This window comes from Cupriavidus sp. GW821-FHT02F09, assembly GCF_059421605.1.
In genome coordinates this window covers 175,255-197,865 of the sequence record NZ_JBWKVH010000002.1, presented here as the reverse complement: position 1 = coordinate 197,865, position 22,611 = coordinate 175,255, and the positions used below count along the sequence as shown (strand labels likewise).

The following is a 22,611-nucleotide window of genomic DNA, read 5'->3' as shown; positions in this document are numbered from 1 at the left end:
ACCGTTTCCCATCATGCATCACATCAGTTCCACGCTCAGCGTCCCCGACTCTACCTATGTGCCCCGCCACGTCGCCATCATCATGGATGGCAACGGCCGCTGGGCGACCAAGCGGCACCTGCCACGCGTAGCCGGCCACAGCCGTGGCCTGGATGCCGTCCGGGCCGTGGTGGAGGCCTGCGCCGCGCGTGGCGTGCAGTACCTGACCCTGTTCGCGTTCAGTTCCGAGAACTGGCGCCGCCCGGCGGACGAAGTCTCGTTCCTCATGCGGCTGTTCATGACCGCGTTGCGCCGCGAGGTGGTCAAGATGCACGCCAACAATATCCGGGTGAGGGTGGTCGGCGACCTGAGTCGCTTCAGCCCGCGTATCCAGCAGCTGATCGCCGACGCCGAGGCCCGCACGGACAACAACACCGGCCTGACGGTGACGATCGCCGCCAATTACGGCGGCCGCTGGGATCTGCTCCAGGCCATGCGCAAGATGCTGGCGCGCTCGCCCATGCTCGATCCGGAGTCCGTTGACGAATCCATGCTCGCGCCGCACCTGGCCATGGCCTACGCGCCCGAGCCGGACCTGTTCATCCGCACCGGTGGCGAGCAGCGCATCAGCAATTTCCTGCTGTGGCAGCTGGCCTACTCCGAACTCTATTTCACCGACGTGTTCTGGCCGGATTTCAGCCCCGCCGAGCTCGACAAGGCGTTTGCCTCGTACCGGCAGCGCGAGCGCCGCTTCGGTCGTACCAGCGCGCAAGTGGTGGCACCACCCGGCCTTTCCGGCACCGCCTGAAGCCCGTTTTCCATTTTTTCACCGGAATCCCGCAGCGCATGCTTCTTACCCGTGTCATCACCGCCGTATGCCTGTTGCTGCTGATCCTGCCGATCCTGTTTCTGGCACCTCCGTCGGCGCTGGCCGGCCTGGTGGCGGTGATCGTCGTCCTGGCGGGCTGGGAATTCGGCCGCCTGATCGGGCTGCGCGGCTTCTGGCCCTATGTCTATGCGGTGGCCTGCCTGGTTGCCCTGATCGGCTGGCATGACGCCGCCGACCGCCAGGCGCTGACGCGCCTGCTGCAGATCGGCGTGGCCTGCTGGGGCGTCGCCGTGGTGCTGCTGGCGCGCGGCGTGCGCCAGGCGAGCCCGTCCTTTACCTTGCTGGGCGCCATTCTCGGCCTGTTCATGCTGCCCGCGTTCGGCCACGCCACCCTGATCCTGCGAGAGCTGGGCATCGGGGTGCTGCTGTCAGTAGCGGTGCTGGTCTGGGCGGCCGATATCGGCGCCTATTTCGTCGGCAAGGCCATCGGGCGGCGCAAGCTTGCCCCCACCATCAGCCCGGGCAAGTCCTGGGAAGGCGCCATCGGCGGCTGGCTGGTGGTGCTGCTGATCGCACTCGGGCTGGCCGCTACCCAAGCTTTTTCCCCGACCTGGTTCTCTCGCATGGCCGACCATAAGGGCCTGGCCGTCGTGGCGCTGCTGTCGACCCTGCTGGTGGTCGCCAGCGTGGTCGGCGATCTTTTCGAGTCGTTGCTCAAGCGCCAGGTTGGCATGAAAGACAGTAGCCGGCTGTTGCCCGGCCATGGTGGCGTGCTCGACCGGATCGACGCGCTGTTGCCCGTGTTTCCGCTGGCCGCCTTGCTGGCCATCTATCTTTGAGTTGATCTGATATGCGTCGTATTACCGTCCTGGGTGCCACCGGCTCGATCGGGGAAAGTACGCTTGATGTGGTCAAGCGCCACCCCGAGCGCTATGCCGTCCATGCGCTGACGGCGCACCGGCAGGTCGACAAACTGGCGGCGCAGTGCCGCGAGTTCCGCCCGGCGCACGCTGTGGTAGGCACCGCCCAGGCCGCAAGCGAGTTGCAGGCGCTGCTGCGTGCCGACGGCATCAAAACCGAGGTGGGCTATGGCGAAGCGGCCCTGGAAGCGGTGGCGGTCGATCCCGCGGCCGATTCGGTGATGGCCGCCATCGTCGGCGCCGCCGGGTTGCGTCCCACGCTGGCCGCGGCGCGGGCGGGCAAGCGCGTGCTGCTGGCCAACAAGGAAGCGCTGGTGATGTCGGGCCGGCTCTTCATGGATGCCGTGCGCGAGCACGGCGCCACGCTGCTGCCGATCGACAGCGAGCACAATGCCATCTTCCAGTGCCTGCCGGCGGACGATCCGCGCCTGAGCGCGGGCGTCTCCAAGATCCTGCTGACGGCTTCCGGCGGCCCGTTCCGGACTCGGGACCCGGCCACCTTGCACGATATCTCGCCGGACGAGGCCTGCGCCCACCCGAACTGGGTGATGGGCCGCAAGATCTCGGTCGACTCCGCCACCATGATGAACAAGGGGCTGGAGGTGATCGAGGCGCACTGGCTGTTCGCCGCGCCGGCGGACCGCATCGAGGTGCTGATCCACCCGCAGAGCATCGTGCATTCGATGGTGTCCTACGCGGACGGCTCGGTGCTGGCCCAGCTCGGCAACCCGGACATGCGTACGCCGATCGCCTACGGGCTCGCCTATCCCGAGCGCATGCACGCGGGCGTTTCCCCGCTGGACCTTACCCGTGCCGGCGCGCTGACCTTCGAAACCCCGGATCTGGCGCGTTTTCCCTGCCTGGGCCTGGCGTTCGACGCCTTGCGGGCGGGCGGGGTGGCCCCGGCCATCCTGAACGCCGCCAACGAGGTTGCCGTCGAGGCGTTCCTGCAAGGCCGGATCCGTTTTACCGACATCGCGCGCATCGTGGCGCAGGTGCTGGCGCAGGCCTCGCTGGGCAGTGTCGACACGCTGGAAGGCGTGATGGACATCGACCAGGATGCGCGCCGCCGCGCTGGCGCCTTGCTGGAAAGCGCGCGTTCGTGCTGACGCCGGAGGCGGTGCGGCCGGGATCGGCGACAATAGCGGCGCACCGGCCGATGCTGGCGCACCGGTTGCCGGGCCTCGTGCCCGGCGTCTACTTTGTGCCATCGGGGCGTTCCAGCCCCTGACGACAAGCTGCCTGCCATGCAAACCGTAATTGCTTTCGTCGCCGCCCTTTGCATCCTGATCTATTTCCATGAAATGGGTCACTACCTGGCCGCGCGCCTGTGCGGGGTCAAGGTGCTGCGCTTCTCGATCGGCTTCGGGCGGCCGCTGGTGCGCTGGGTGTCCAAGGGGCGGGACCGTACCGAGTGGACCATCGCCGCGATTCCGCTCGGCGGCTACGTCAAGATGCTCGATGAGCGGGAGAGCGATCCGGGCCATGACGCGCCGCTCGATCCCGCGGACCTGCCACGCGCCTTCAACCGGCAACCGGTGGCCAAGCGCTTCGCGATTGTGGCGGCTGGTCCGCTGGCCAACTTTGCGCTGGCCATCGTGCTGTATTTCGTGCTGTTTGCCGGCGGCATGCGCGAGGCCGCGCCCATCGTCGCGGCGCCGCCTGCCGGCACCCCCGCGGCTGCGGCGGGCTTGCGCGAGGGCGACCGCGTGCTGGCGCTGCAGGCCAATGGCGAGACCGAGCAGGTGCGTTCCTGGAACGACCTGCGCATGGCCGTGTTCGCCCAGGGCTTTGGCGGCGCCAGCGCGGTGCTGCACGTGCGCGCCGCCGATGGCGCCGAGCGCGATGTGAAGCTGCCGCGGTTGCCGAATACCGGCGGCAATCCCGAACAAGACCCGCTTGCCACCCTGGGGCTGGCCCTCAAGGGCGGGCCGGTGACGATCACTGAAGTCCTGCCGGACTCCGCTGCGCAACGCGCCGGCCTGCGCCAGGGCGATCGCGTGGTGGCCTGGCAAGGACACCCGCTGACCCAGGCTGGCGAACTGATCCGCGGGGTCAGGGCGCAGCCCGGCGCCGAGGTCACGCTTGGCATCGAGCGGGAGGGCCGGCGCCTGGATGTGCCCGTGAAGCTCGATACGGTTCCCGCGGCGCAGGGCGCCAGCGCGGCAGCCGCCGCCACTGGCAAGCTGGGCGCCGCGCTGAGCCAGGCGGTCGAGATGGAAACTGTGCGCTACCAGCCGGTCGAGGCGCTGAGCCGCGCGGTCGGGCAGGTCTGGAGCACCAGCGCGCTCTCGCTCAAGCTGCTCGGAAAGATGCTGGTGGGGCAGGCTTCGCTGCAGAACCTGAGCGGCCCGCTGACCGTGGCGGACTACGCGGGGCGCGCCGCCCACCTCGGCTGGCAGCCCTTTGTCGGCTTCCTGGCGTTGGTCAGTGTTAGCCTCGGTGTATTGAATTTGTTACCTATTCCGGTATTGGATGGGGGGCATTTGCTGTATTATTGCGTTGAATTTTTGACTGGCAGGCCCGTACCAGACCACTGGCAGGCTGTGCTGCAGAAGGTCGGCATCGCCTGCGTCTTGCTCCTGACTTCGCTCGCCTTGTTCAACGATGTCAGCCGGCTGTTTTTAGCGCGCGGCTAGACATAGGTTGCCGGCTGCGGCGTGCGGGTGTCACTGACACCCCGCGCCTGCCGAGCCAAGGCGCAGCCCCGTGAAGCATCGGAGCCCAATCCTGCATGGAATCAAAGAGGGGATCAAGATTGATCAGACATAAGCGCATCTCGCTGGGCGTGCTGGCGAGTGCCATCATCGCAGCCTGGACCCCAGTGAGTTGGGCCGCGGAGCCATTCGTCGTCAAGGACATTCGTGTCGAGGGCCTGCAGCGGGTCGAGCCGGGTACGGTGTTCGGCTACCTGCCGGTCAAGGTCGGCGAAACCTTCAGCGACGACAAGGGCGCGGACGCCATTCGTGCCCTGTATAACACCGGGTTCTTCAAGGACGTCCAGATCCGTTCCGAGGACGGCGTGCTGGTGGTCCAGGTGGAAGAACGTCCCGCCATTTCCCAGCTCGAATTCGTCGGCATCAAGGAATTCGACAAGGACACCCTGCGCCGCTCGTTGCGCGCGGTGGGCGTGGCCGAGGCCCGGTACTACGACAAGGCCCTGATCGACAAGGCAGAGCAGGAGCTCAAGCGTCAGTACGTGGCGCGTGGCTACTATGCCGCCGACGTCCAGACCACGATCACCCCGGTCGACCGCAACCGCGTGTCGGTGGTGTTCAATGTCGACGAAGGTCCGGTGGCCAAGATCCGCCAGATCAATATCGTCGGCAACAAGGCCTTCAAGGAAAGCACGCTGCGCGATGAAATGCAGCTGTCGACTCCGAACTGGCTGTCCTGGTACACCAAGAACGACCTGTATTCCAAGCAGAAGCTCACCGCCGACCTGGAAGCACTGCGTTCGTACTATCTGAACCGTGGCTACCTCGAGTTCGCCATCGAATCGACGCAGGTGTCGATCACGCCGGACAAGAAGGACATCTTCCTGACGCTGAACATCAAGGAAGGCGACCAGTACAAGGTGTCGGATATCCGCCTGGCGGGCGAGCTGCTCGGCAAGCAGGCCGAGATGGAAAAGCTGCTCAAGCTGCAGAAGGGCGAGGTCTTCTCGTCCGAGAAGCTGACCCAGAGCACCAAGGCCATTACCGACCTGCTGGGCACCTACGGCTACGCGTTCACCACCATCAACCCGCAGCCGCAGATCGACAAGGAAAAGCGTGAAGTCGCGCTGACCCTGATGGTCGATCCTGGCCGTCGCGTCTATGTGCGCCGCGTCAACGTGGTGGGCAACAGCAAGACGCGCGACGAAGTGGTGCGCCGCGAAATGCGCCAGATGGAAAGCTCGTGGTTCGACAGCGAAAAGCTGACGCAATCGCAGGCCCGTATCAACCGTACCGGCTACTTCACCGACACAAACATCACCACCGAGGACGTGCCCGGCGCGCCCGACCAGGTCGATGTCAACGTCAACGTGACCGAGAAGCCGACCGGGCAGATCAGCCTGGGCCTGGGCTTCTCCTCCACGGACAAGCTGGTGCTGCAAGCCGGCCTGCGCCAGGACAACGTGTTCGGGTCGGGTACCAGCCTGGGCCTGGACGTGAACACCGCGAAGTCCTTCCGCACGATCTCGCTGACGCAGTACGACCCGTATTTCACGGTGGACGGCATCAGCCGCTCAACCGATATCTACTACCGTACGTCGCGGCCGCTGTACTACACCGGTGACCAGGACTACAAGATCGTATCGGAAGGCGGCAACGTCAAGTTCGGCGTGCCGTTTACGGAAACCGATACCGTGTTCTTCGGTATCGGCTACGAGCGCACCCAGGTGACCATTTCGCCGAACACGCCGATCCAGTACGGCCAGTGGCTGAACAAGATCGGCAAGTCGAGCGGCGATCCGATCAACAACTTCCCGTTCACGATCGGCTGGGCCCGCGATCGCCGCGACAGCGCGCTGGTCCCCACCAAGGGACCCTACACGCAGGTCAACCTTGAAGTGGGCGTGCCCGGCGGCGATACGCAGTACTATCGCGCCAGTGCCCAGCAGCAATATTTCTATCCGCTGTCCAAGGCCTTCACGCTGGCCTTCAACGGTGAAGTGGCTTACGGTCACGGCTATGGCAACACGCCGTTCCCGGTGTTCAAGAACTTCTACGCCGGTGGTATCGGTTCGGTTCGCGGCTACCAGACCAGTACGCTGGGCAAGAAGGACCAGAACGGCAACCCGATTGGTGGCGCTTCCAAGATGATCGGCAACGTCGAATTCATCTTCCCGCTGCCGGGCTCTGGCGTGGACCGGACCCTGCGCCTGTTCACCTTCTTCGACTTTGGTAACGTGTACGAGGAAGGGGCCCCGATACTGTTCAGCCAGCTCAAGTATTCGACGGGCCTGGGCATGTCCTGGCTCTCGCCGATCGGTCCGCTCAAGATCAGCGTGGGCTTCCCGCTGAAGAAGGACGAGACCGACAAGGTGCAGCGCTTCCAGTTCCAGATCGGTACTGCGTTCTGATCGGGCATAGAAGATAGAAGATTGAGGAACGGATTCATGAAAACAACATTCCCACTGATCAAAAGCCTGACGGCGGCTGCGCTGACGGTTGGTGCGCTGCTGGCAGCCGCGCCCGCCACGGCGCAGGAAGCGCGCATCGCCGCGGTCAATTCCGAGCGTATCCTGCGTGATTCGGTGCCTGCCAAGCAGGCCCAGGTCAAGCTGGAACAGGAGTTCTCCAAGCGCGACCGCGAGTTGCAGGACATGGCCCAGAAGATCAAGGGCATGGCCGACAAGCTCGACAAGGACACCGCCGTGCTGGCCGATGCCGACCGCCAGCGCCGTCAACGCGAAGTGGCCGATCTCGATCGCGAATTCCAGCGCAAGCAACGTGAATTCCGCGAGGACCTGAACCAGCGCCGCAACGAGGAACTGGCCCAGGTGCTCGAGCGCGCCAACCGCGTGATCCGTCAGCTTGCGGAGCAGCGCAAGTACGACCTGATCGTGCAAGAGGCCGTGTACGTCAATCCTCGCATCGACATTACCGACGATGTGATGAAAGCGTTGAACGCCGGCAGCAAGTAAGCTGCCAGTTTTCGCCGTCCAAGGAAGTACTGCCATGCAAACACCCACACTGGGTCAGCTCGCCACCGATACCGGCGCGCAGGTTGTGGGTGATCCCGACCTCGCCGTGCGCGGCCTCGCGCCGCTCGACCAGGCCGGTCCCGACCAGCTCTCGTTTCTCTCGAATCCCCTGTACCTGCCGCAGGCGCTGGCCTCCGGCGCCGGCGCCGTGATTGTGTCGGCGACCGACCTGGAGCGCATTCGCGCCGAAGGGCAGGCCGACGGCCGCAACTGGCTGGTGGCACGCAATCCCTACGTGTGCTTTGCGCGAATCGCGCAGGGGTTCGATCGCCGCGCCAATACCGACCACCGTACCGGCATCGACCCGCGCGCCAGCGTGGCGCCCGATGCCGTGGTGCCGGCGTCCTGCTTTATTGGCCCCAACGTGGTGATCGAGAGTGGGGCCCGGCTAGGCGAGCGGGTGCGTATCCTGGCCAACGGCTTTGTCGGCGCCGGGGCGCAGATTGGCGATGACACGCTGATCTACGCCAATGTCTCGGTCTATCACCAATGCGTGGTGGGCATGAGGTGCATACTGCACAGCGGTGTGGTGCTGGGGGCGGATGGCTTCGGCTTTGCCCCGGACATTGGCCCGGCTGGCGTCGAGTACGTCAAGATTCCCCAGACCGGCCGCGCTGTGCTGGGCAATGACGTCGAGGTCGGCGCCAATACCGCCATCGACCGCGGCGCCATGGCCGACACGGTCATCGAGGACGGCTGCAAGCTCGACAACCAGGTACAGATCGCGCATAACGTGCGGGTGGGCGCGCATACTGTGATCGCGGGATGCGCAGCGATTGCCGGCAGTACCAAGGTCGGGCGCTTCTGCGTGATCGGGGGGTCTGCCAACTTTGCCGGCCACCTGAACATTGCCGACCGCACCACGGTGTCCGGTGGCACTTCGATCACTAAATCCATTTCCAAGCCCGGCGGGCATTTCACCAGCGTGTTCCCGGTCCAGCCGCATGGCGAGTGGGAACGCACCGCAGCCACCTTGCGAGGCCTGAGCAAATTGCGCGATCGCGTGATCCAGCTCGAGAAGCGCTTGCAAGGGCAGGACGCCGGCAAATCTATCCAGCATACCGAAGAGAAAAAACCATGAACGCCGTCGATATCGACATCCGCAAGATCCTCAAGCTGCTGCCGCATCGTTACCCGTTCCTGATGGTAGACCGCGTGCTTGAACTGGAGCCGCAAAAGCGTATCAAAACGCTGAAGAACGTCACCATGAACGAGCCGTACTTCCAGGGCCATTTCCCGGGTCACCCCGTAATGCCGGGTGTGATGATCCTCGAAGCGCTGGCGCAGTCGGCCGGCTTGCTGACCTTCGGCGAAGACGTAGAGCGCAAGGAAGACTCGCTGTATTACTTGGTCGGCATCGACGGCGCGCGCTTCAAGCAGGTCGTGACGCCGGGCGACCAGCTGCACATGACGGTATCTGTCGAGCGCTATATCCGCGGCATCTGGAAGTTCAAGGCATTTGCCACCGTCGACGACAAGGTGGCTTGTGAAGCTGAGTTGATGTGCACCGTCAAACAAGCCGACTAAGAAACCTGCCTTCGGGGCTACGCCCTGGGCAGGTCTTGGACGTATTTGGCTCACTGTGTTGACCGTTCAATCTTTTCATCTCAGACCATAGGACAGGACGCATGACGCAAATCCATCCCAGCGCACTGGTTGACCCGAAGGCCGAGCTTGCAGCCGACGTGACCGTCGGGCCGTTTTCCATCGTGGGTCCCAACGTGCGCCTTGGCAGCGGTACCCAGGTGGGCGCGCATACCACCATCGAAGGGCATACCACCGTTGGCGCGGATAACCGCATCGGGCCTTACGCTTCGGTGGGCGGCACGCCGCAGGACATGAAGTACCGCAACGAGCCGACCCGGCTTGTGATCGGTGATCGCAATACCATTCGCGAATTCACCACCATCCACACCGGCACGGTGCAGGACCAGGGCGTGACCAGCATCGGCGACGACAACTGGATCATGGCCTACGTGCACATCGCGCACGATTGCCAGGTGGGCAATCACACGGTGTTCTCCAGCAACGCGCAGATCGCCGGCCACGTGCAGGTGGGCGACTGGGCCATTCTTGGCGGGATGAGCGGGGTGCACCAGTTCGTGCGCATCGGCGCGCACGCCATGCTGGGCGGCGCCTCTGCCCTGGTGCAGGACCTGCCGCCGTTCGTGATCGCCGCTGGCGACAAGGGCGGCAATAAGGCTACGCCGCACGGCATCAACGTGGAAGGCATGCGCCGCCGTGGCTTTGACGCCGCGCAGATCGCGGCCCTGCGCCAGGCTTACAAGGTACTGTACAAGTCCGACCTGAGCTTTGAAGCCGCCCGCAACGAGATCGCGCAACTGATTGCGCAGGCCGAAGGCACCGCCACGGCTGCGTTGCAGGATTTCCTCGACTTCATTGCCGCCACGCAGCGCGGCATTGTGCGCTGAAGCCGGATACAGCCATGGTCGATGGTGTCCTACCGGCCATGGAGGCCACGCCGGTTGCGGCGGGTGCGGGCAATCGCGGCACCATTGCCATGGTGGCTGGCGAGAACTCCGGCGACCTGCTTGCCTCCCTGCTGATGGGCGGGCTCAAGGCCCGCCTCGGTGAAGTGAGCTACGCCGGCATCGGCGGCCCCCGCATGATGGCGCAGGGGTTCGAGTCGCAATGGCCGATGGACACCCTCTCGGTCAACGGCTACGTGGAGGTGCTGGGCTCGCTGCGCGAGATTCTCGCCACGCGCCGCGCCATCAAGGAAAAGCTGCTGGCGCAGCCGCCGCTGTGCTTCATCGGCGTGGACGCGCCGGATTTCAACTTCGGGCTCGAGGTGCCGCTGCGCCGTGCCGGCATTCCGGTGGTGCACTTCGTCAGCCCGTCGATCTGGGCCTGGCGCGGCGGGCGCATCCGCACCATCGCGCGCGCGGTCGACCACATCCTGTGCCTGTTTCCGTTCGAGCCGGAGATCTACGCCCGCGCCGGGATTCCCGCCACCTATGTGGGCCATCCGCTGGCCGACGTGATCCCGATGGTGCCGGACACGCAGGGCGCCCGCGAGAAGCTTGGCCTGCCGGCCGGGCCGCGCGTGGTGGCCGTGCTGCCCGGTAGCCGGCAGTCCGAGGTGCGCAACCTGGGCGCGACGTTCTTCGCGGCCATGGCGCGCATGCACAGCATGGACGGCAATCTCGCCTTTGTGCTGCCGGTTGCCAGCGCGCCGCTGCGAGAGATTGTCGCGGGCCTGCACCAGCAGTATCCGCAGATCCCGCTGACCGTTGTCGACGGGCAGTCTCACTTGGCCATGGAAGCCGCCGACGTGATCCTGCTGGCTAGCGGTACCGCCACGCTGGAGGCCGCGCTGTACAAGAAGCCCATGGTGATTTCGTACAAGGTGCCCTGGCTGACCGCGCAGATCATGAAGCGGCAGGGTTATCTGCCGTATGTGGGCCTGCCCAACATCCTGTCCGGGCGTTTTGTCGTGCCCGAGTTGTTGCAGGATGACGCCACACCCGAGGCATTGGCGCGCGAGACGCTGCTGCAGTTGAACGACGAAGGCAATACCGCGTTCCTGCGGGACCATTTCACCCAGATGCACCAGACGCTTAAACGCAATACCGCCGAGATCGCTTCGGCCGTGGTCGCCGACCTGATCCGGCAGCGGAGGGGCGTGTAATGGCGCGCCGACCCACAGCCACCGCGAAGGGCGATGCGGCCCAGCTCGGCTTTGACCTGGCCGGCGCCGCCGCGCAGGCACGCCACTTGTGCGGCGTGGACGAAGCGGGCAGGGGCCCGCTGGCCGGCCCGGTCTATGCCGCCGCCGTGGTGCTGGATCCGGCCCGCCCGATCCAGGGCCTGGCGGACTCCAAGGTGCTGACCGCGCGCCGCCGCGAGGCGCTGTTCGACGAGATTCGCGAGCGCGCCCTGGGCTGGCATATCGCCCAGGCTTCGGTGGAAGAAATCGACACGATCAACATCCTGCATGCCACCATGCTGGCCATGCAGCGTGCCGTGCATGGCCTGGCTGATTCCGGCCTGGAGCCGGACCTGGTGCAGGTCGACGGCAACCGCTGCCCGCAGGTGCGCTTTGCGGTCGAGGCCATCGTGAAAGGCGATGCCAAGGTGCAGGCCATCTCGGCGGCTTCCATCCTCGCCAAGGTGGCGCGAGACCGCGAGTTGCTGGTGCTGCATGCCGCATACCCGCAGTACGGCTTCGATGCCCACGCCGGTTACGGCACGCCGCAGCACCTGGCCGCGCTCACCGAGTTCGGCGCCACGCCGCACCACCGGCGCTCGTTTGCGCCCGTGCGCGAAGCCATCGCGATGGGGCGGATCGCGCCCGTGGCCGCCATCCCGGCGCCAGCATTCCCGGAGCCGCTACAGTGAAACACGTCACGTCGCGCGAAAACGCGCTGTTCAAGCACCTCAAGGCACTGACTGGTTCCACGCATGCACGCCGCAAGGCGGGGCAGTCGGTGCTGGATGGCGTGCACCTGGCGCAAGCCTACCTGGACGCGCTGGGTCAGCCGGTGCAGTGCGTGGTGTCGGAGCGGCACTACGATCATGCCGAGGTGGCGCAGCTGCTCAGGCAGATCGAGCCCGAGCGCGTGGTCCTGCTGGCGGATGCCTTGTTCGATCTGATCGCCGGCGTGGTCAACGGCATCGACCTGATGCTGGTCATCGATACGCCCTCCGGCCACTTGCCGTCGCATATCGACACCGATTGCATCATCCTGGACGGCGTCCAGGATGCCGGCAACGTCGGCTCTATCCTGCGCAGCGCCGCGGCCGCAGGCATCCAGCACGCCTTCCTCGTCACGGGCAGCGCCTTCGCCTGGTCCACCAAGACCCTGCGGGCCGCCATGGGCGCCAATTTCCACCTGAACATTGTCGAGCACTGCACGCTCGACATGCTGGCGCCGCGCCTGGCGGTGCCGCTGCTGGCCACGTCCTCGCACGCGCAGGCAGCCGTGTTCGACACCGATCTGCGCGCACCTGTAGGCTGGGTGGTCGGCAATGAAGGCGCGGGCGTGAGCCCGGAATGGATGGCCAAGGTCAGCCGCACGGTGGGCATTCCCCAGCCGGGCGGGCTGGAATCGCTGAATGTGGCGGCCGCGACGGCGATCTGCCTGTTCGAAGCGGTGCGGCAGCGCCGCCCTGGTTAAGCCTGCCACCACTTCGCCGCACTGACGGGCCTGCGCGCCCGCCGCGCGGCGTCAGCCTGACTCAATAGTTGCTGTCGCGGTCCACCTTGATCTCCTGCAGGATCGTGGTGGCGATCTCTTCGATCGACTTGTGGGTGGACGACAGCCACTTGATGCCCTCGCGGCGCATCATGGCCTCGGCCTCGTTGACCTCGTAGCGGCAGTTTTCCGGCGCGGCGTACTTGCTGCCCGGGCGCCGCTCGTTGCGGATCTCGGCCAGGCGCTGCGGGTTGATCGACAACCCGAAGATCTTGCTCTTGAACGCGTAGAGTGCGGTAGGCAGCTTGCCGCGCTCGAAGTCGTCGGGAATCAACGGGTAATTGGCCGCCTTCAGCCCGTACTGCATGGCCAGGTAAAGGCTGGTCGGGGTCTTGCCGCTGCGCGACACGCCCACCAGGATGATGTCGGCCTCGGCCAGGTTCTTGTGCGACTGGCCATCGTCATGCGCGAGCGAGAAGTTGATCGCCTCGATGCGGTTCTGGTAGGCCTCGGTGTCCGCGTTCTGGTGAAAACGTCCGATCGCATGGGTGGACTTCAGCCCGAGTTCCTTTTCCAGCGGCTCGATAAAGGTCTGGAACATGTCCAGGATCATGGCCTTGGCGCGGCGGATCGCCTTGTTCGACTCCTGGTTGACCAGGGTGGTGAAGACGATGGGCTGCACGCCTTCCGCGTAGAAGGCCTCGTTGATCTTGCCCACCGCGATGTGCGCTTTTTCGGGCGTGTCGACGAACGGCATGCGCACCTTGCGGAAACGCATCTCGAACTGGGCCAGGATCGAGTGGCTGAAGGTCTCGGCGGTAATGCCGGTGCCATCGGAGACGATAAAGACCGTGCGGATGGCGGGGCGCTCCTCCTCCTTACGCGGTTCCTGGGGGTGCTGCGGCGCAAGGGGCGCGGCGGGAGCGTCGGGCTGGGGAGCGTCGGGGAGGGACATGTATGGACAATTATTTTTGAATCCGCGTTCCGCGAAAGTGCGGTGCGGCACGGTAGAATAGCGGCGATCTTTTCGCTAAGCAATTCCGCCAGCGCTGTTGGCACAACGATTCGGCCACGAATTGTCAACAATGTGCGCTGCAGCAATCACGATCGCACACCGATTGTGAGCCGCTGGGGCTGTTTAGCCAAGCGATCCGTCCGGTAGCAGAACTCCAACAATATTCCGGGCGTCAGCAACAGGTTTCTTACTTTGTTTTGAGGCTTTTATGAACAACCCGGCAATTGACGGCGCATACCTGCTGCCGTTCGAGCAGTTGCGCAAGGAAGATGTGGAAACCGTGGGCGGCAAGAACTCGTCGCTCGGCGAGATGATCTCGCAGCTGGCGGAAGCTGGCGTGCGTGTGCCCGGCGGCTTTGCCACCACTTCGCTGGCTTTCCGCGACTTCCTCGCTCATAGCAACCTGACCCAACGCATCTCCGATCGCCTGAAGGCCCTCAACGTCGACGACGTCAAGGCCCTGGCCGAAGCCGGTGCCGAGATCCGCAGCTGGGTCGTCGAAGCGCCGTTCCAGCCCCGCCTGGAAAAGGAAATCCGCGAGTTCTACGCGCGTGCCGAGGAGCGCGAAGGCGCCGAGGCTTCGTTCGCCGTGCGTTCGTCGGCGACCGCCGAAGACCTGCCGGATGCATCGTTCGCCGGCCAGCAGGAGTCGTACCTCAACGTCAGCGGCATTGACGATGTGCTGGACAAGATCCGCCACGTGTTCGCCTCGCTGTACAACGACCGCGCCATTTCCTATCGCGTGCACAAGGGCTTCGCGCACGACATCGTCGCGCTGTCCGCCGGCGTGCAGCGCATGGTGCGCTCGGATGTGGGCGCCGCAGGCGTGATGTTCACCATCGACACCGAATCCGGCTTCCCCGATGTCGTCTTCATCACCTCCAGCTACGGCCTGGGCGAAACGGTGGTGCAGGGCGCGGTCAACCCGGACGAGTTCTACGTCTTCAAGCCCACGCTGCAAGCGGGCAAGTACCCCATCATCCGCCGCTCGATCGGCTCCAAGCTGATCAAGATGGAATTCACCGCGCCGGGCGAAGCCGGCCGCGTCAAGACCGTCGACGTGCCCATCGAACTGCGCAACCGCTACTCCATCACCGACGCCGATGTGTCGGAGCTGGCCAAGTACGCGATGATCATCGAGAAGCACTACGGCCGCCCGATGGACATCGAGTGGGGCAAGGACGGCCGCGACGGCAAGATCTACATCCTGCAGGCCCGCCCGGAAACGGTGAAGAGCCAGTCCGCCGGCAAGGCAGAGCAGCGCTTCAAGCTCAAGGGCACCGCGCCCGTGCTGACCAGCGGCCGCGCCATCGGCCAGAAGATCGGCACCGGCCGTGTCCGTGTGATCAATGACCCGTCCGAAATGGAGCGCGTGCAGCCCGGCGACGTGCTGGTTGCCGACATGACCGATCCCAACTGGGAGCCGGTGATGAAGCGCGCCGCCGCCATCGTGACCAACCGCGGCGGCCGTACCTGCCACGCGGCCATCATCGCGCGCGAGCTGGGCGTGCCCGCCGTGGTCGGCTGCGGCGACGCCACCGACCTGCTCAAGGACGGCACGCTGGTGACGGTGTCGTGCGCCGAGGGCGATGAAGGCCGCATCTACGACGGCTTGCTGGAAACCGAGGTCACCGAAGTGCAGCGCGGCGAAATGCCGGAGATCGACGTCAAGATCATGATGAACGTCGGCAACCCGCAACTGGCCTTCGACTTCTGCCAGATCCCGAACCAGGGTGTTGGCCTGGCCCGCCTCGAGTTCATCATCAACAACAACATCGGTGTCCACCCGAAGGCCATCCTCGACTACCCGCAAGTCGATGCCGACCTGAAGAAGGCCGTGGAAAGCGTGGCCCGTGGCCATGCCAGCCCGCGTGCGTTCTACGTGGACAAGCTGGCTGAAGGCATCGCCACCATCGGCGCGGCGTTCTACCCGAAGCCCGTCATCGTGCGCCTGTCGGATTTCAAGTCCAACGAGTACAAGAAGCTGATCGGCGGCTCGCGCTACGAGCCGGACGAAGAAAACCCCATGCTGGGTTTCCGTGGCGCCTCGCGCTACATCTCCGAAGACTTTGCCGAAGCCTTCGAGATGGAATGCAAGGCCATGAAGCGCGTGCGCGACGACATGGGCCTGACCAACGTCGAGATCATGGTGCCGTTCGTGCGCACGCTCGGCCAGGCCGAGAAGGTCATCGGCCTGCTGGCCAAGCACGGACTGAAGCGCGGCGAGAACGGCCTGCGCGTCATCATGATGTGCGAAGTGCCGTCCAACGCCATCCTGGCTGAAGAGTTCCTGCAGTACTTCGATGGCTTCTCGATCGGCTCGAACGACTTGACCCAGCTCACGCTGGGCCTGGACCGGGACTCCGGCATGGAGCTGCTGGCCAAGGACTTCGACGAACGCGACCCGGCCGTCAAGTTCATGCTGTCGCGCGCTATCTCTACCGCGCTGCGCCTGGACAAGTACGTTGGCATTTGCGGCCAAGGCCCCTCGGACCACCCGGACTTTGCGCTGTGGCTGGCCAAGGAAGGCATCAAGTCGATCTCGCTGAATCCGGATTCGGTGGTCGATACCTGGAAGCAACTGGCTTCCTGAGGCATTTGACGTCACAATAGCGGTACACCGGCCCTGCGCCAGGTGTTCCGAACCCCCGCAGGCGCCCTGGCGCTGCGGGGGTTTTTTGTTTTGGCCGTGGCCAGGACAAACGTAGGTAAGCACGTAAGCAAGTAAGCAGTTAAGCAAGGAGGCAAAGATGGCGCCGTACTACATCTGGTTTGCGCTGGCCGCGGTGCTGGTGATCGCGGAACTGGGCCTCGGCACCTTGTATTTGCTGATGGTGGCGCTGGGCGCCGCGGCGGGTGGCCTGGGTGCGCTGGCCGGGCTTGGTGCAGCCGCCCAGACCCTGCTGGCGGCGCTGGTGGCGCTAGCGGGCTTTGTCGCGCTGCGGCGCTCCCGCTATGGGCGCGTGAGGCGCGATGCGGCGGAGCGCGATCCCAACGTCAACCCGGACATCGGCCAGGAGCTAGAAGTGCCGGCCTGGGGCGACGCCGGGCGGGCACGCGTGCGCTACCGCGGCACCGACTGGGACGTGGAACTCCAGGCGGCTGGCCCGGCAGCGCCCGGGCGTTTTCGCATCGTCGAGGTGCGCGGCAACACGCTCTTCGTCAGCCCGCGATAGAGCAAGGTAGGGCGAGGCAGGGCGTGGCCTCGGTTTTCCCCGTTTTTTGCAGTTCGTTTTTCTCAACCCCGTCACGGAGGTCCCATGTTCGAATTCTTCGGCAGCCTGCTGCCCCTGCTGATCCTGGTCGCCGTCATCGTGCTGGTGGCGCAAAGCTTCAAGATCGTGCCGCAGCAACATGCCTGGGTGCTGGAACGCCTCGGCAAGTACCGCGCCACGCTGACGCCGGGGCTGACTGTCGTGCTGCCCTTCATCGATCGCGTGGCCTACAAGCATGTCCTGAAGGAAATCCCGCTCGATGTGCCGAGCCAGATCTGCATCACCAGGGACAACACGCAATTGCAGGTGGACGGCGTGTTGTATTTCCAGGTAACCGATCCGATGAAGGCATCCTACGGGTCCAGCAATTTCGTGGTGGCTATCACCCAGTTGTCGCAGACCACGCTGCGCTCGGTGATCGGCAAGCTGGAGCTGGACAAGACCTTCGAGGAGCGCGAGTACATCAACCACAGCGTGGTCAATGCGCTGGACGAGGCCGCCGCGAGCTGGGGCGTGAAGGTGCTGCGCTACGAGATCAAGGATCTCACGCCACCCAAGGAAATCCTGCATGCGATGCAGGCGCAGATTACCGCCGAGCGTGAAAAGCGCGCGCTGATCGCCGCGTCGGAAGGCAAGCGCCAGGAGCAGATCAACCTGGCCACGGGCGCGCGCGAGGCCGCCATCCAGAAGTCCGAAGGCGAGCGGCAGGCGGCCATCAACCGGGCACAGGGCGAGGCTTCGGCGATCCTGGCGGTGGCGGAGGCCAACGCGCAGGCCATCGAGAAGATCGGGCATGCCATCCGCACGGACGGTGGCATGGAGGCGGTGAACCTGAAGGTGGCCGAGGAGTACGTGAGCGCCTTCGGCAATCTGGCCAAGCAGGGCAACACGCTGATCGTGCCGGGCAACCTTGGCGACATGAGCACCATGATTGCGTCGGCGCTGCAGATCGTCAAAGGCCAGCAGAAGGGGGCTTGAAGCGAGGGGGCTTGAAGGAGAAGGCTTGCACAGAGCAGGCAGTCATGCGGCGTGCCGCCGGGCTGCCTTGGTCTTTTACTCCTTGCCCGCACCCTTCATGATGCGTGCCTTCTCCCGCTGCCAGTCGCGGTCCTTCTCGGTTTCGCGCTTGTCGAACATCTTCTTGCCCTTGGCCAGCCCGATCTCGCATTTGACGCGTCCGCGCGTGTAATGCAGGTTGAGCGGCACGATCGTGAAGCCGCGCTGCTCCACCTTGCCGATCAGGCGCTTGATCTCTTCTGCCTTGAGCAGCAGCTTGCGGGTGCGCACCGCGTCGGGCGAGATGTGGGTGGATGCGCTGTTCAGCGCGCTGATATGGGCGCCGATCAGGAACAGCTCGGCGTCGCGAATGACCACGTAGCCTTCCTTGATCTGCACGCGTCCCGCGCGGATCGCCTTGACTTCCCAGCCCTCGAGCACGATCCCCGCCTCATATCGCTCTTCGATGAAGTAGTCGAAAAAGGCTTTCTTGTTGTCTGCGATGGTCATGCGGTCCGGATAGTGGAAATGGAGATAAGTAAAACAAGCACCAAAAAACGTAGGGGAAAGACGCTGCAGGGCCGTGCAAGGCCGTCAGGCCGCGGTTTGGGCGCTATCGTGCGCGCCCGGGGTGCCGTCGGCGCGCGCGTGGGCTAAAATCGGGATTCTAGCAAACCGGCCCGCTCCGGTGGATTCCGCAGTGCGTCATGGCGCTGGCGGCGCCTGCGCGGGCCATGATTCCCCACTACATGGCAGACGTCCATAAATCCGTGCTGCTCGGCCATTCCGCCGAGCAGATGTACAACCTGGTCACGCAAGTCGAGGACTATCCCAAGTTCCTCCCCTGGTGCGGTGGCGTGGAGGTGTTCGAGCAGACCGAGACGATGCTCGACGCCAAGATCTACATCCACTTCAACGGCATCAAGCAGTATTTCCACACCCGCAATACGCAGGAGCGGCCCACCAAGATCGATATGGTGTTCGAGGATGGCCCCTTCAAGACCTTCAGCGGTTCCTGGCGCTTCACGCCGTTGCGCGAGGATGCCTGCAAGATCGAATTTCACCTGCATTACGAGTTTTCCAGCTTCCTGCTGGAGAAAATCATCGGGCCGGTGTTCAGCATGATCGCCAATACGTTTGTCGATGCGTTCGTCAAGCGTGCCGAAATGGTCTACGGCAATGGCTGAGCACGACGCCGGCACCGCGGCTCCGGTGCGCATCTCGGTTTGCTATGCCCGCCCAGGCGACGCCTTCCTGAAGGAGGTCGAGGTGCCCTTCGGCACCAGCATTGTCGCCGCGATCGCGGCCTCGGGCCTGCTGCAGGCTTGTCCTGAGGTGGATCCCGCCACCATGCGGGTCGGCATCTTCAGCAAGCTCAAGACGCCGGATACCCTGGTGCGGGCCGGCGACCGCGTCGAGGTCTATCGCCCGCTGGTGGCCGATCCCCAGTCGGCCCGCAACCGGCGCGTGCAAAAGACCCGCAAGGGCGGCACGCGCGAAGGGCAGAAATGGCTGCGTGGCGGCTGACAGGCCCCGGCGCGGAGCTGCGCACGCGCTCAGACGCAGTTTTGTGCGAGCGCGGCGTTGACGCGTTGCAATTCGGCTTGCCGCTCGTCATCGTTCAGTTGCTGCGGCGAGCCATCTGGCGCTGACACGGCAATGCGGCGGTTCTGCTGCAGGGACGTCGCATAGTTGCGCGATTGCGCGCAGCGCACCTGGCGCTCCTGCGCGGCCAGGTCCTTGGCGGCCTGGTCCGCTTCGGCCTTTGCCTGCGCGGCGCGGCGTTTCTCGAAGGCTTCCTCGGCACTTGCCATGGACTCGGCTTTCACACTGCCATTGCCCTTTGCGCCCGGCGCCGGCGCAGCCTGGGTGGCGGCGGCAACGCCTGCAGGGCTGGTTGCAGCGGCTGGCGGCTCGACCGGGCGCAAGCTGCCGGCAAAGCGTCCAGGTGCCTTGATCACGCTGGCGGCAGGCACCGAGGGCGGCGGCGGCACGTCGCTGTAGACCATGCGGCCGCTGCCGTCGCGCCACTGCCATTGTGAATCCGCCTGGGCGGTGGCTGCCTGGCACAGGCAGGCGAGGGCGGCCAGCGTGGCGAGCTTGATGTGCGCGGTCGATCGTTTCATGGCTTAGCGTGTTGGGGCAGCCTGCGGTGAGAGTGCGTGCGGCAGCAGGGCGCATAGGGCTGGAACCCCGCTTTGCGAGTGACTCGTGCGCCCTTGGCTGACGGGATTGGCCGCTAGTTTAGGCAGACTTGTCGACAGCGTGCAAGCGAACCGACCAGGCCACGCCAATCATGAGCAACGCGATGGCCGCGATCTCCAGCGGGCGCGGCAGGCGATGGTCGAAGACAAAGCCGTACGCCAGCGCGAACAGCGTCTCGAATACGATCATTTGCCCCGAGAGCGTAAGTGGCAGGCGGCGGCTGGAGATATTCCAGAGGTTGTTGCCGATCAGTGACGCACCAAGCGCCACGGCCGCGTTGACCATCCAGAACCACTGCCAGTCGCGGCCGCCGCTGGCCGCATCCAGGCTGTCGCCGGCGACCAGCCAGCCCAGCAGTGCCAGCAGCGCAAGCACCACCGATACCACGCCGGTGGAGATGCCATACAGCGCGGACCATTCATTGCCGCTGTACTGCGGGTTGCGCTGCAGGTAGCGTGCGTTGTCGACCGCGTAGAGCGTCCAGCACACCAGCGCGCCGGCCGCGCACATCACGCCGGCCAGCCGTTGCCAGACCGTGCGCACCGCCTCGCCCGCGGCAGCGCCGTGCGCATGTCCGCCGCCGGCGAACAGGTCGATATTGATGCAGGCGATGCCGGCGGCCACCACCAGCAGCGGCCAGATCAGGCGCGACAGCGGCACGGCGCCATGGTCGCGCCGGCCCATGATGGTCACGGAGATGGGCAGGGTGCCGATGATCAGCGAGGTGGGGCCCACGCCGGCCAGCTGCACGCCGAACGCCAGCAGCACGTAGTACAACAGGTTGCCGGTGAAGGCCTGGCGCAGCAGCGCAAGGCAGTCTGCGCGCGTGAGCTTGCGCGCAATGCGCTTCATCAGCGGCAGCGCGGCGATGAAGGCGACCAGCCCATAGGCCAGGTAGCGGCCGATCGCGAGTTCCCAGGGGGAGAAGACGGGCAGCAGCTTGGGGGCGATAAACACCATGCCCCAGAAGGCGCCGGCCAGCAGGCCGCACAGTACGCCAATACCCATTGTGGCTTGCCTATCCCTGAAAAAAAGACAAAGAGCATAGCAGACTTGAACAAGGGCACTCGCAGGCGCGTCAAGAAACGTGCCATTCCTGTATAATTCGGTTTTGCGCCTAGAGGAATTGCTATGCGTCTTGTCCAGAAAGCACTCACATTCGATGACGTGCTCCTCGTGCCGGCCTATTCGTCGGTACTGCCCCGGGATGTTTCGCTCCGTACCCGCCTGACCCGTTCGATCGAATTGAACATTCCGCTGGTATCCGCCGCCATGGATACCGTCACGGAAGCCCGCCTGGCAATTGCCATGGCGCAGGCCGGTGGTATCGGCATCGTCCACAAGAACCTGAAGCCGGCCGACCAGGCCCGGGAAGTGGCGCGCGTGAAGCGCTACGAATCCGGCGTGCTGCGTGACCCGATCACCATTCCCCCCGACATGAAGATCCGCGATGTGATTGCACTATCACATCAATACGGCATCTCCGGTTTCCCGGTGGTGGAAGGCAAGACCGTGGTCGGCATCATCACCAACCGCGACCTGCGTTTCGAGGAAGAACTGGACGCGCCCGCGCGCGCCAAGATGACGCCGCGCGAGAAGCTCGTCACGGTGGGCGAAGACGCATCGCTGGAAGACGCCAAGCGCCTGATGAACCGCCACCGCCTCGAGCGTGTGCTGGTGGTCAACAAGGACTTCGAGCTCAACGGCCTGATCACCGTCAAGGACATCCAAAAGGCAGTGGAACATCCGCTGGCCAGCAAGGATGACCGCGGCCAGCTGCGGGTCGGCGCCGCAGTCGGCGTGGGCCCTGATAACGACGAACGCGTCGACCTGCTGGTCAAGGCTGGCGTGGACGTGATCGTGGTCGATACCGCCCACGGCCACAGCCAGGGCGTGCTGGACCGCGTGCGCTGGGTCAAGCAGAACTACCCGCAAGTGCAGGTGATCGGCGGCAACATCGCCACCGGTGCTGCCGCGCGCGCGCTGGTCGATCATGGCGCCGACGGCGTCAAGGTCGGCATCGGCCCGGGCTCGATCTGCACCACCCGTATCGTTGCTGGCGTGGGCGTGCCACAGATCACTGCGGTCTCCAACGTGGCCGAAGCCCTCAAGGGCACCGGCGTGCCGCTGGTGGCCGACGGCGGCATCCGCTACTCGGGCGACATCGCCAAGGCACTGGCTGCCGGCGCGCATGTGGTCATGATGGGCGGCATGTTCTCCGGTACCGAAGAGGCACCGGGCGAAGTGTTCCTGTACCAGGGCCGCTCCTTCAAGAGCTACCGCGGCATGGGTTCGGTCGGCGCGATGAAGGACGGCGCGGCAGATCGCTACTTCCAGGAAGACAACACCGCCAACGTCGACAAGCTGGTTCCCGAAGGCATTGAAGGCCGCGTGGCCTACAAGGGCTCGGTCACCGCCATCATCCACCAGATGTGCGGCGGCGTGCGCGCTTCCATGGGTTACTGCGGCAGCAGCTCGATCGCCGACTGGCACGAGACGTCCGAGTTCGTGCAGATCACCGCCGCGGGCATGCGCGAGTCGCATGTGCACGACGTGCAGATCACCAAGGAAGCGCCGAACTACTACATCGACTAAGTCGGT

Annotated in this window: 22 protein-coding genes; 18 read left to right on the top strand and 4 right to left on the bottom strand. The window is 64.9% G+C overall.

Annotated features, from left to right (window positions below):
• Window positions 1-13 precede the first annotated feature (13 nt).
• From uppS to AC07XB_RS03570, 12 genes are all read left to right on the top strand, one after another.
• Window positions 14-787 (top strand): undecaprenyl pyrophosphate synthase, encoded by a 774-nt coding sequence (gene uppS, locus AC07XB_RS03625; RefSeq protein WP_492371700.1) that lies wholly within the window; start codon window positions 14-16, stop codon window positions 785-787.
• A gap of 38 nt (window positions 788-825) precedes the next feature.
• The gene (locus AC07XB_RS03620; protein ID WP_492371701.1) at window positions 826-1,647 is read left to right on the top strand and encodes a phosphatidate cytidylyltransferase; all 822 of its coding nucleotides are present in this window, start codon (window positions 826-828) and stop codon (window positions 1,645-1,647) included.
• An 11-nt stretch (window positions 1,648-1,658) separates the two neighbouring features.
• Window positions 1,659-2,837: a 1-deoxy-D-xylulose-5-phosphate reductoisomerase gene (gene ispC / locus AC07XB_RS03615; RefSeq protein WP_492826354.1), complete on the top strand. Its 1,179-nt coding sequence runs from the start codon at window positions 1,659-1,661 to the stop codon at window positions 2,835-2,837.
• Window positions 2,838-2,975: 138 nt separating this feature from the next.
• Complete coding sequence (gene rseP / locus AC07XB_RS03610) at window positions 2,976-4,367, top strand: RIP metalloprotease RseP (protein ID WP_492826353.1); 1,392 nt, start codon at window positions 2,976-2,978, stop codon at window positions 4,365-4,367.
• A 95-nt stretch (window positions 4,368-4,462) separates the two neighbouring features.
• Window positions 4,463-6,796, top strand: a complete 2,334-nt coding sequence (gene bamA / locus AC07XB_RS03605) for an outer membrane protein assembly factor BamA (RefSeq protein ID WP_492371704.1) — start codon at window positions 4,463-4,465, stop codon at window positions 6,794-6,796.
• A gap of 36 nt (window positions 6,797-6,832) precedes the next feature.
• Window positions 6,833-7,360, top strand: a complete 528-nt coding sequence (locus AC07XB_RS03600) for an OmpH/Skp family outer membrane protein (RefSeq protein ID WP_492371705.1) — start codon at window positions 6,833-6,835, stop codon at window positions 7,358-7,360.
• 34 nt (window positions 7,361-7,394) lie between these two features.
• Window positions 7,395-8,501, top strand: coding sequence for a UDP-3-O-(3-hydroxymyristoyl)glucosamine N-acyltransferase (gene lpxD, locus AC07XB_RS03595; RefSeq protein WP_492371706.1), 1,107 nt, complete (start codon window positions 7,395-7,397; stop codon window positions 8,499-8,501).
• Window positions 8,498-8,947: a 3-hydroxyacyl-ACP dehydratase FabZ gene (fabZ, locus tag AC07XB_RS03590; protein ID WP_150983486.1), complete on the top strand. Its 450-nt coding sequence runs from the start codon at window positions 8,498-8,500 to the stop codon at window positions 8,945-8,947. The genes lpxD and fabZ overlap by 4 nt, the downstream gene beginning before the upstream one ends.
• 101 nt (window positions 8,948-9,048) lie before the next feature.
• Window positions 9,049-9,852 carry an acyl-ACP--UDP-N-acetylglucosamine O-acyltransferase gene (gene lpxA, locus AC07XB_RS03585; RefSeq protein ID WP_492371707.1) on the top strand — a complete coding sequence of 268 codons (804 nt, stop codon included), beginning with the start codon at window positions 9,049-9,051 and terminating at the stop codon, window positions 9,850-9,852.
• A gap of 14 nt (window positions 9,853-9,866) precedes the next feature.
• Window positions 9,867-11,072: a lipid-A-disaccharide synthase gene (lpxB, locus tag AC07XB_RS03580; RefSeq protein ID WP_492371708.1), complete on the top strand. Its 1,206-nt coding sequence runs from the start codon at window positions 9,867-9,869 to the stop codon at window positions 11,070-11,072.
• Window positions 11,072-11,782 (top strand): ribonuclease HII, encoded by a 711-nt coding sequence (gene rnhB, locus AC07XB_RS03575; RefSeq protein ID WP_492826352.1) that lies wholly within the window; start codon window positions 11,072-11,074, stop codon window positions 11,780-11,782. The genes lpxB and rnhB overlap by 1 nt, the downstream gene beginning before the upstream one ends.
• On the top strand, window positions 11,779-12,561 hold the full coding sequence (locus AC07XB_RS03570) for a TrmH family RNA methyltransferase (protein ID WP_416048775.1): 783 nt from the start codon (window positions 11,779-11,781) through the stop codon (window positions 12,559-12,561). Before rnhB ends, AC07XB_RS03570 begins: the two co-directional genes overlap by 4 nt.
• A 61-nt stretch (window positions 12,562-12,622) precedes the next feature.
• Here the strand turns inward: AC07XB_RS03570 and ppsR are convergent, their stop codons facing one another.
• Window positions 12,623-13,534: a posphoenolpyruvate synthetase regulatory kinase/phosphorylase PpsR gene (gene ppsR / locus AC07XB_RS03565; protein ID WP_301542523.1), complete on the bottom strand. Its 912-nt coding sequence runs from the start codon at window positions 13,532-13,534 to the stop codon at window positions 12,623-12,625.
• A 268-nt stretch (window positions 13,535-13,802) separates the two neighbouring features.
• On the opposite strand from ppsR, the gene ppsA reads away from it, so the two are divergent.
• The 3 genes from ppsA (at window position 13,803) to AC07XB_RS03550 (ending at window position 17,787) form a co-directional block, all read left to right on the top strand.
• The gene (gene ppsA / locus AC07XB_RS03560; protein ID WP_492371710.1) at window positions 13,803-16,187 is read left to right on the top strand and encodes a phosphoenolpyruvate synthase; all 2,385 of its coding nucleotides are present in this window, start codon (window positions 13,803-13,805) and stop codon (window positions 16,185-16,187) included.
• Window positions 16,188-16,344: 157 nt separating this feature from the next.
• Entirely contained in the window at window positions 16,345-16,770 is a 426-nt protein-coding gene (locus tag AC07XB_RS03555) for an NfeD family protein (RefSeq protein ID WP_492371711.1), read from the top strand.
• 84 nt (window positions 16,771-16,854) lie between these two features.
• Window positions 16,855-17,787 (top strand): SPFH domain-containing protein, encoded by a 933-nt coding sequence (locus AC07XB_RS03550; RefSeq protein ID WP_459371101.1) that lies wholly within the window; start codon window positions 16,855-16,857, stop codon window positions 17,785-17,787.
• A gap of 75 nt (window positions 17,788-17,862) precedes the next feature.
• Here AC07XB_RS03550 and smpB read toward each other — a convergent pair whose 3' ends face one another.
• Window positions 17,863-18,315: an SsrA-binding protein SmpB gene (gene smpB / locus AC07XB_RS03545; protein WP_006164727.1), complete on the bottom strand. Its 453-nt coding sequence runs from the start codon at window positions 18,313-18,315 to the stop codon at window positions 17,863-17,865.
• A gap of 239 nt (window positions 18,316-18,554) precedes the next feature.
• On the opposite strand from smpB, the gene AC07XB_RS03540 reads away from it, so the two are divergent.
• Together AC07XB_RS03540 and AC07XB_RS03535 are read left to right on the top strand one after the other, a co-directional pair.
• Window positions 18,555-18,992 carry a type II toxin-antitoxin system RatA family toxin gene (locus AC07XB_RS03540; protein WP_150983478.1) on the top strand — a complete coding sequence of 146 codons (438 nt, stop codon included), beginning with the start codon at window positions 18,555-18,557 and terminating at the stop codon, window positions 18,990-18,992.
• Entirely contained in the window at window positions 18,985-19,332 is a 348-nt protein-coding gene (locus AC07XB_RS03535) for an RnfH family protein (RefSeq protein WP_492371712.1), read from the top strand. The genes AC07XB_RS03540 and AC07XB_RS03535 overlap by 8 nt, the downstream gene beginning before the upstream one ends.
• A 29-nt stretch (window positions 19,333-19,361) precedes the next feature.
• Here the strand turns inward: AC07XB_RS03535 and AC07XB_RS03530 are convergent, their stop codons facing one another.
• Both AC07XB_RS03530 and AC07XB_RS03525 read right to left on the bottom strand, forming a co-directional pair.
• Window positions 19,362-19,931, bottom strand: coding sequence for a DUF4124 domain-containing protein (locus AC07XB_RS03530; RefSeq protein WP_492371713.1), 570 nt, complete (start codon window positions 19,929-19,931; stop codon window positions 19,362-19,364).
• A gap of 118 nt (window positions 19,932-20,049) precedes the next feature.
• Complete coding sequence (locus AC07XB_RS03525; protein ID WP_492826351.1) at window positions 20,050-21,018, bottom strand: DMT family transporter; 969 nt, start codon at window positions 21,016-21,018, stop codon at window positions 20,050-20,052.
• Window positions 21,019-21,141: 123 nt separating this feature from the next.
• On the opposite strand from AC07XB_RS03525, the gene guaB reads away from it, so the two are divergent.
• A complete protein-coding gene (gene guaB / locus AC07XB_RS03520; protein ID WP_006163509.1) occupies window positions 21,142-22,605 on the top strand; it encodes an IMP dehydrogenase in 1,464 nt (487 codons plus the stop codon).
• Window positions 22,606-22,611 lie beyond the last annotated feature (6 nt).

Excerpts from the sequence above, each read along its gene's own strand:
- AC07XB_RS03525 (WP_492826351.1), bottom strand. The coding sequence starts at position 21,018 with ATGGGTATTGGCGTACTGTGCGGCCTGCTGGCCGGCGCCTTCTGGGGC.
- ispC (WP_492826354.1), top strand. The coding sequence starts at position 1,659 with ATGCGTCGTATTACCGTCCTGGGTGCCACCGGCTCGATCGGGGAAAGT.
- fabZ (WP_150983486.1), top strand. The coding sequence starts at position 8,498 with ATGAACGCCGTCGATATCGACATCCGCAAGATCCTCAAGCTGCTGCCG.
- lpxA (WP_492371707.1), top strand. The coding sequence starts at position 9,049 with ATGACGCAAATCCATCCCAGCGCACTGGTTGACCCGAAGGCCGAGCTT.
- rnhB (WP_492826352.1), top strand. The coding sequence starts at position 11,072 with ATGGCGCGCCGACCCACAGCCACCGCGAAGGGCGATGCGGCCCAGCTC.
- ppsR (WP_301542523.1), bottom strand. The coding sequence starts at position 13,534 with ATGTCCCTCCCCGACGCTCCCCAGCCCGACGCTCCCGCCGCGCCCCTT.
- AC07XB_RS03620 (WP_492371701.1), top strand. The coding sequence starts at position 826 with ATGCTTCTTACCCGTGTCATCACCGCCGTATGCCTGTTGCTGCTGATC.
- AC07XB_RS03600 (WP_492371705.1), top strand. The coding sequence starts at position 6,833 with ATGAAAACAACATTCCCACTGATCAAAAGCCTGACGGCGGCTGCGCTG.
- AC07XB_RS03540 (WP_150983478.1), top strand. The coding sequence starts at position 18,555 with ATGGCAGACGTCCATAAATCCGTGCTGCTCGGCCATTCCGCCGAGCAG.
- smpB (WP_006164727.1), bottom strand. The coding sequence starts at position 18,315 with ATGACCATCGCAGACAACAAGAAAGCCTTTTTCGACTACTTCATCGAA.
- rseP (WP_492826353.1), top strand. The coding sequence starts at position 2,976 with ATGCAAACCGTAATTGCTTTCGTCGCCGCCCTTTGCATCCTGATCTAT.
- AC07XB_RS03530 (WP_492371713.1), bottom strand. The coding sequence starts at position 19,931 with ATGAAACGATCGACCGCGCACATCAAGCTCGCCACGCTGGCCGCCCTC.
- AC07XB_RS03535 (WP_492371712.1), top strand. The coding sequence starts at position 18,985 with ATGGCTGAGCACGACGCCGGCACCGCGGCTCCGGTGCGCATCTCGGTT.
- lpxD (WP_492371706.1), top strand. The coding sequence starts at position 7,395 with ATGCAAACACCCACACTGGGTCAGCTCGCCACCGATACCGGCGCGCAG.
- lpxB (WP_492371708.1), top strand. The coding sequence starts at position 9,867 with ATGGTCGATGGTGTCCTACCGGCCATGGAGGCCACGCCGGTTGCGGCG.
- AC07XB_RS03555 (WP_492371711.1), top strand. The coding sequence starts at position 16,345 with ATGGCGCCGTACTACATCTGGTTTGCGCTGGCCGCGGTGCTGGTGATC.
- guaB (WP_006163509.1), top strand. The coding sequence starts at position 21,142 with ATGCGTCTTGTCCAGAAAGCACTCACATTCGATGACGTGCTCCTCGTG.
- ppsA (WP_492371710.1), top strand. The coding sequence starts at position 13,803 with ATGAACAACCCGGCAATTGACGGCGCATACCTGCTGCCGTTCGAGCAG.
- AC07XB_RS03550 (WP_459371101.1), top strand. The coding sequence starts at position 16,855 with ATGTTCGAATTCTTCGGCAGCCTGCTGCCCCTGCTGATCCTGGTCGCC.
- bamA (WP_492371704.1), top strand. The coding sequence starts at position 4,463 with ATGGAATCAAAGAGGGGATCAAGATTGATCAGACATAAGCGCATCTCG.
- uppS (WP_492371700.1), top strand. The coding sequence starts at position 14 with ATGCATCACATCAGTTCCACGCTCAGCGTCCCCGACTCTACCTATGTG.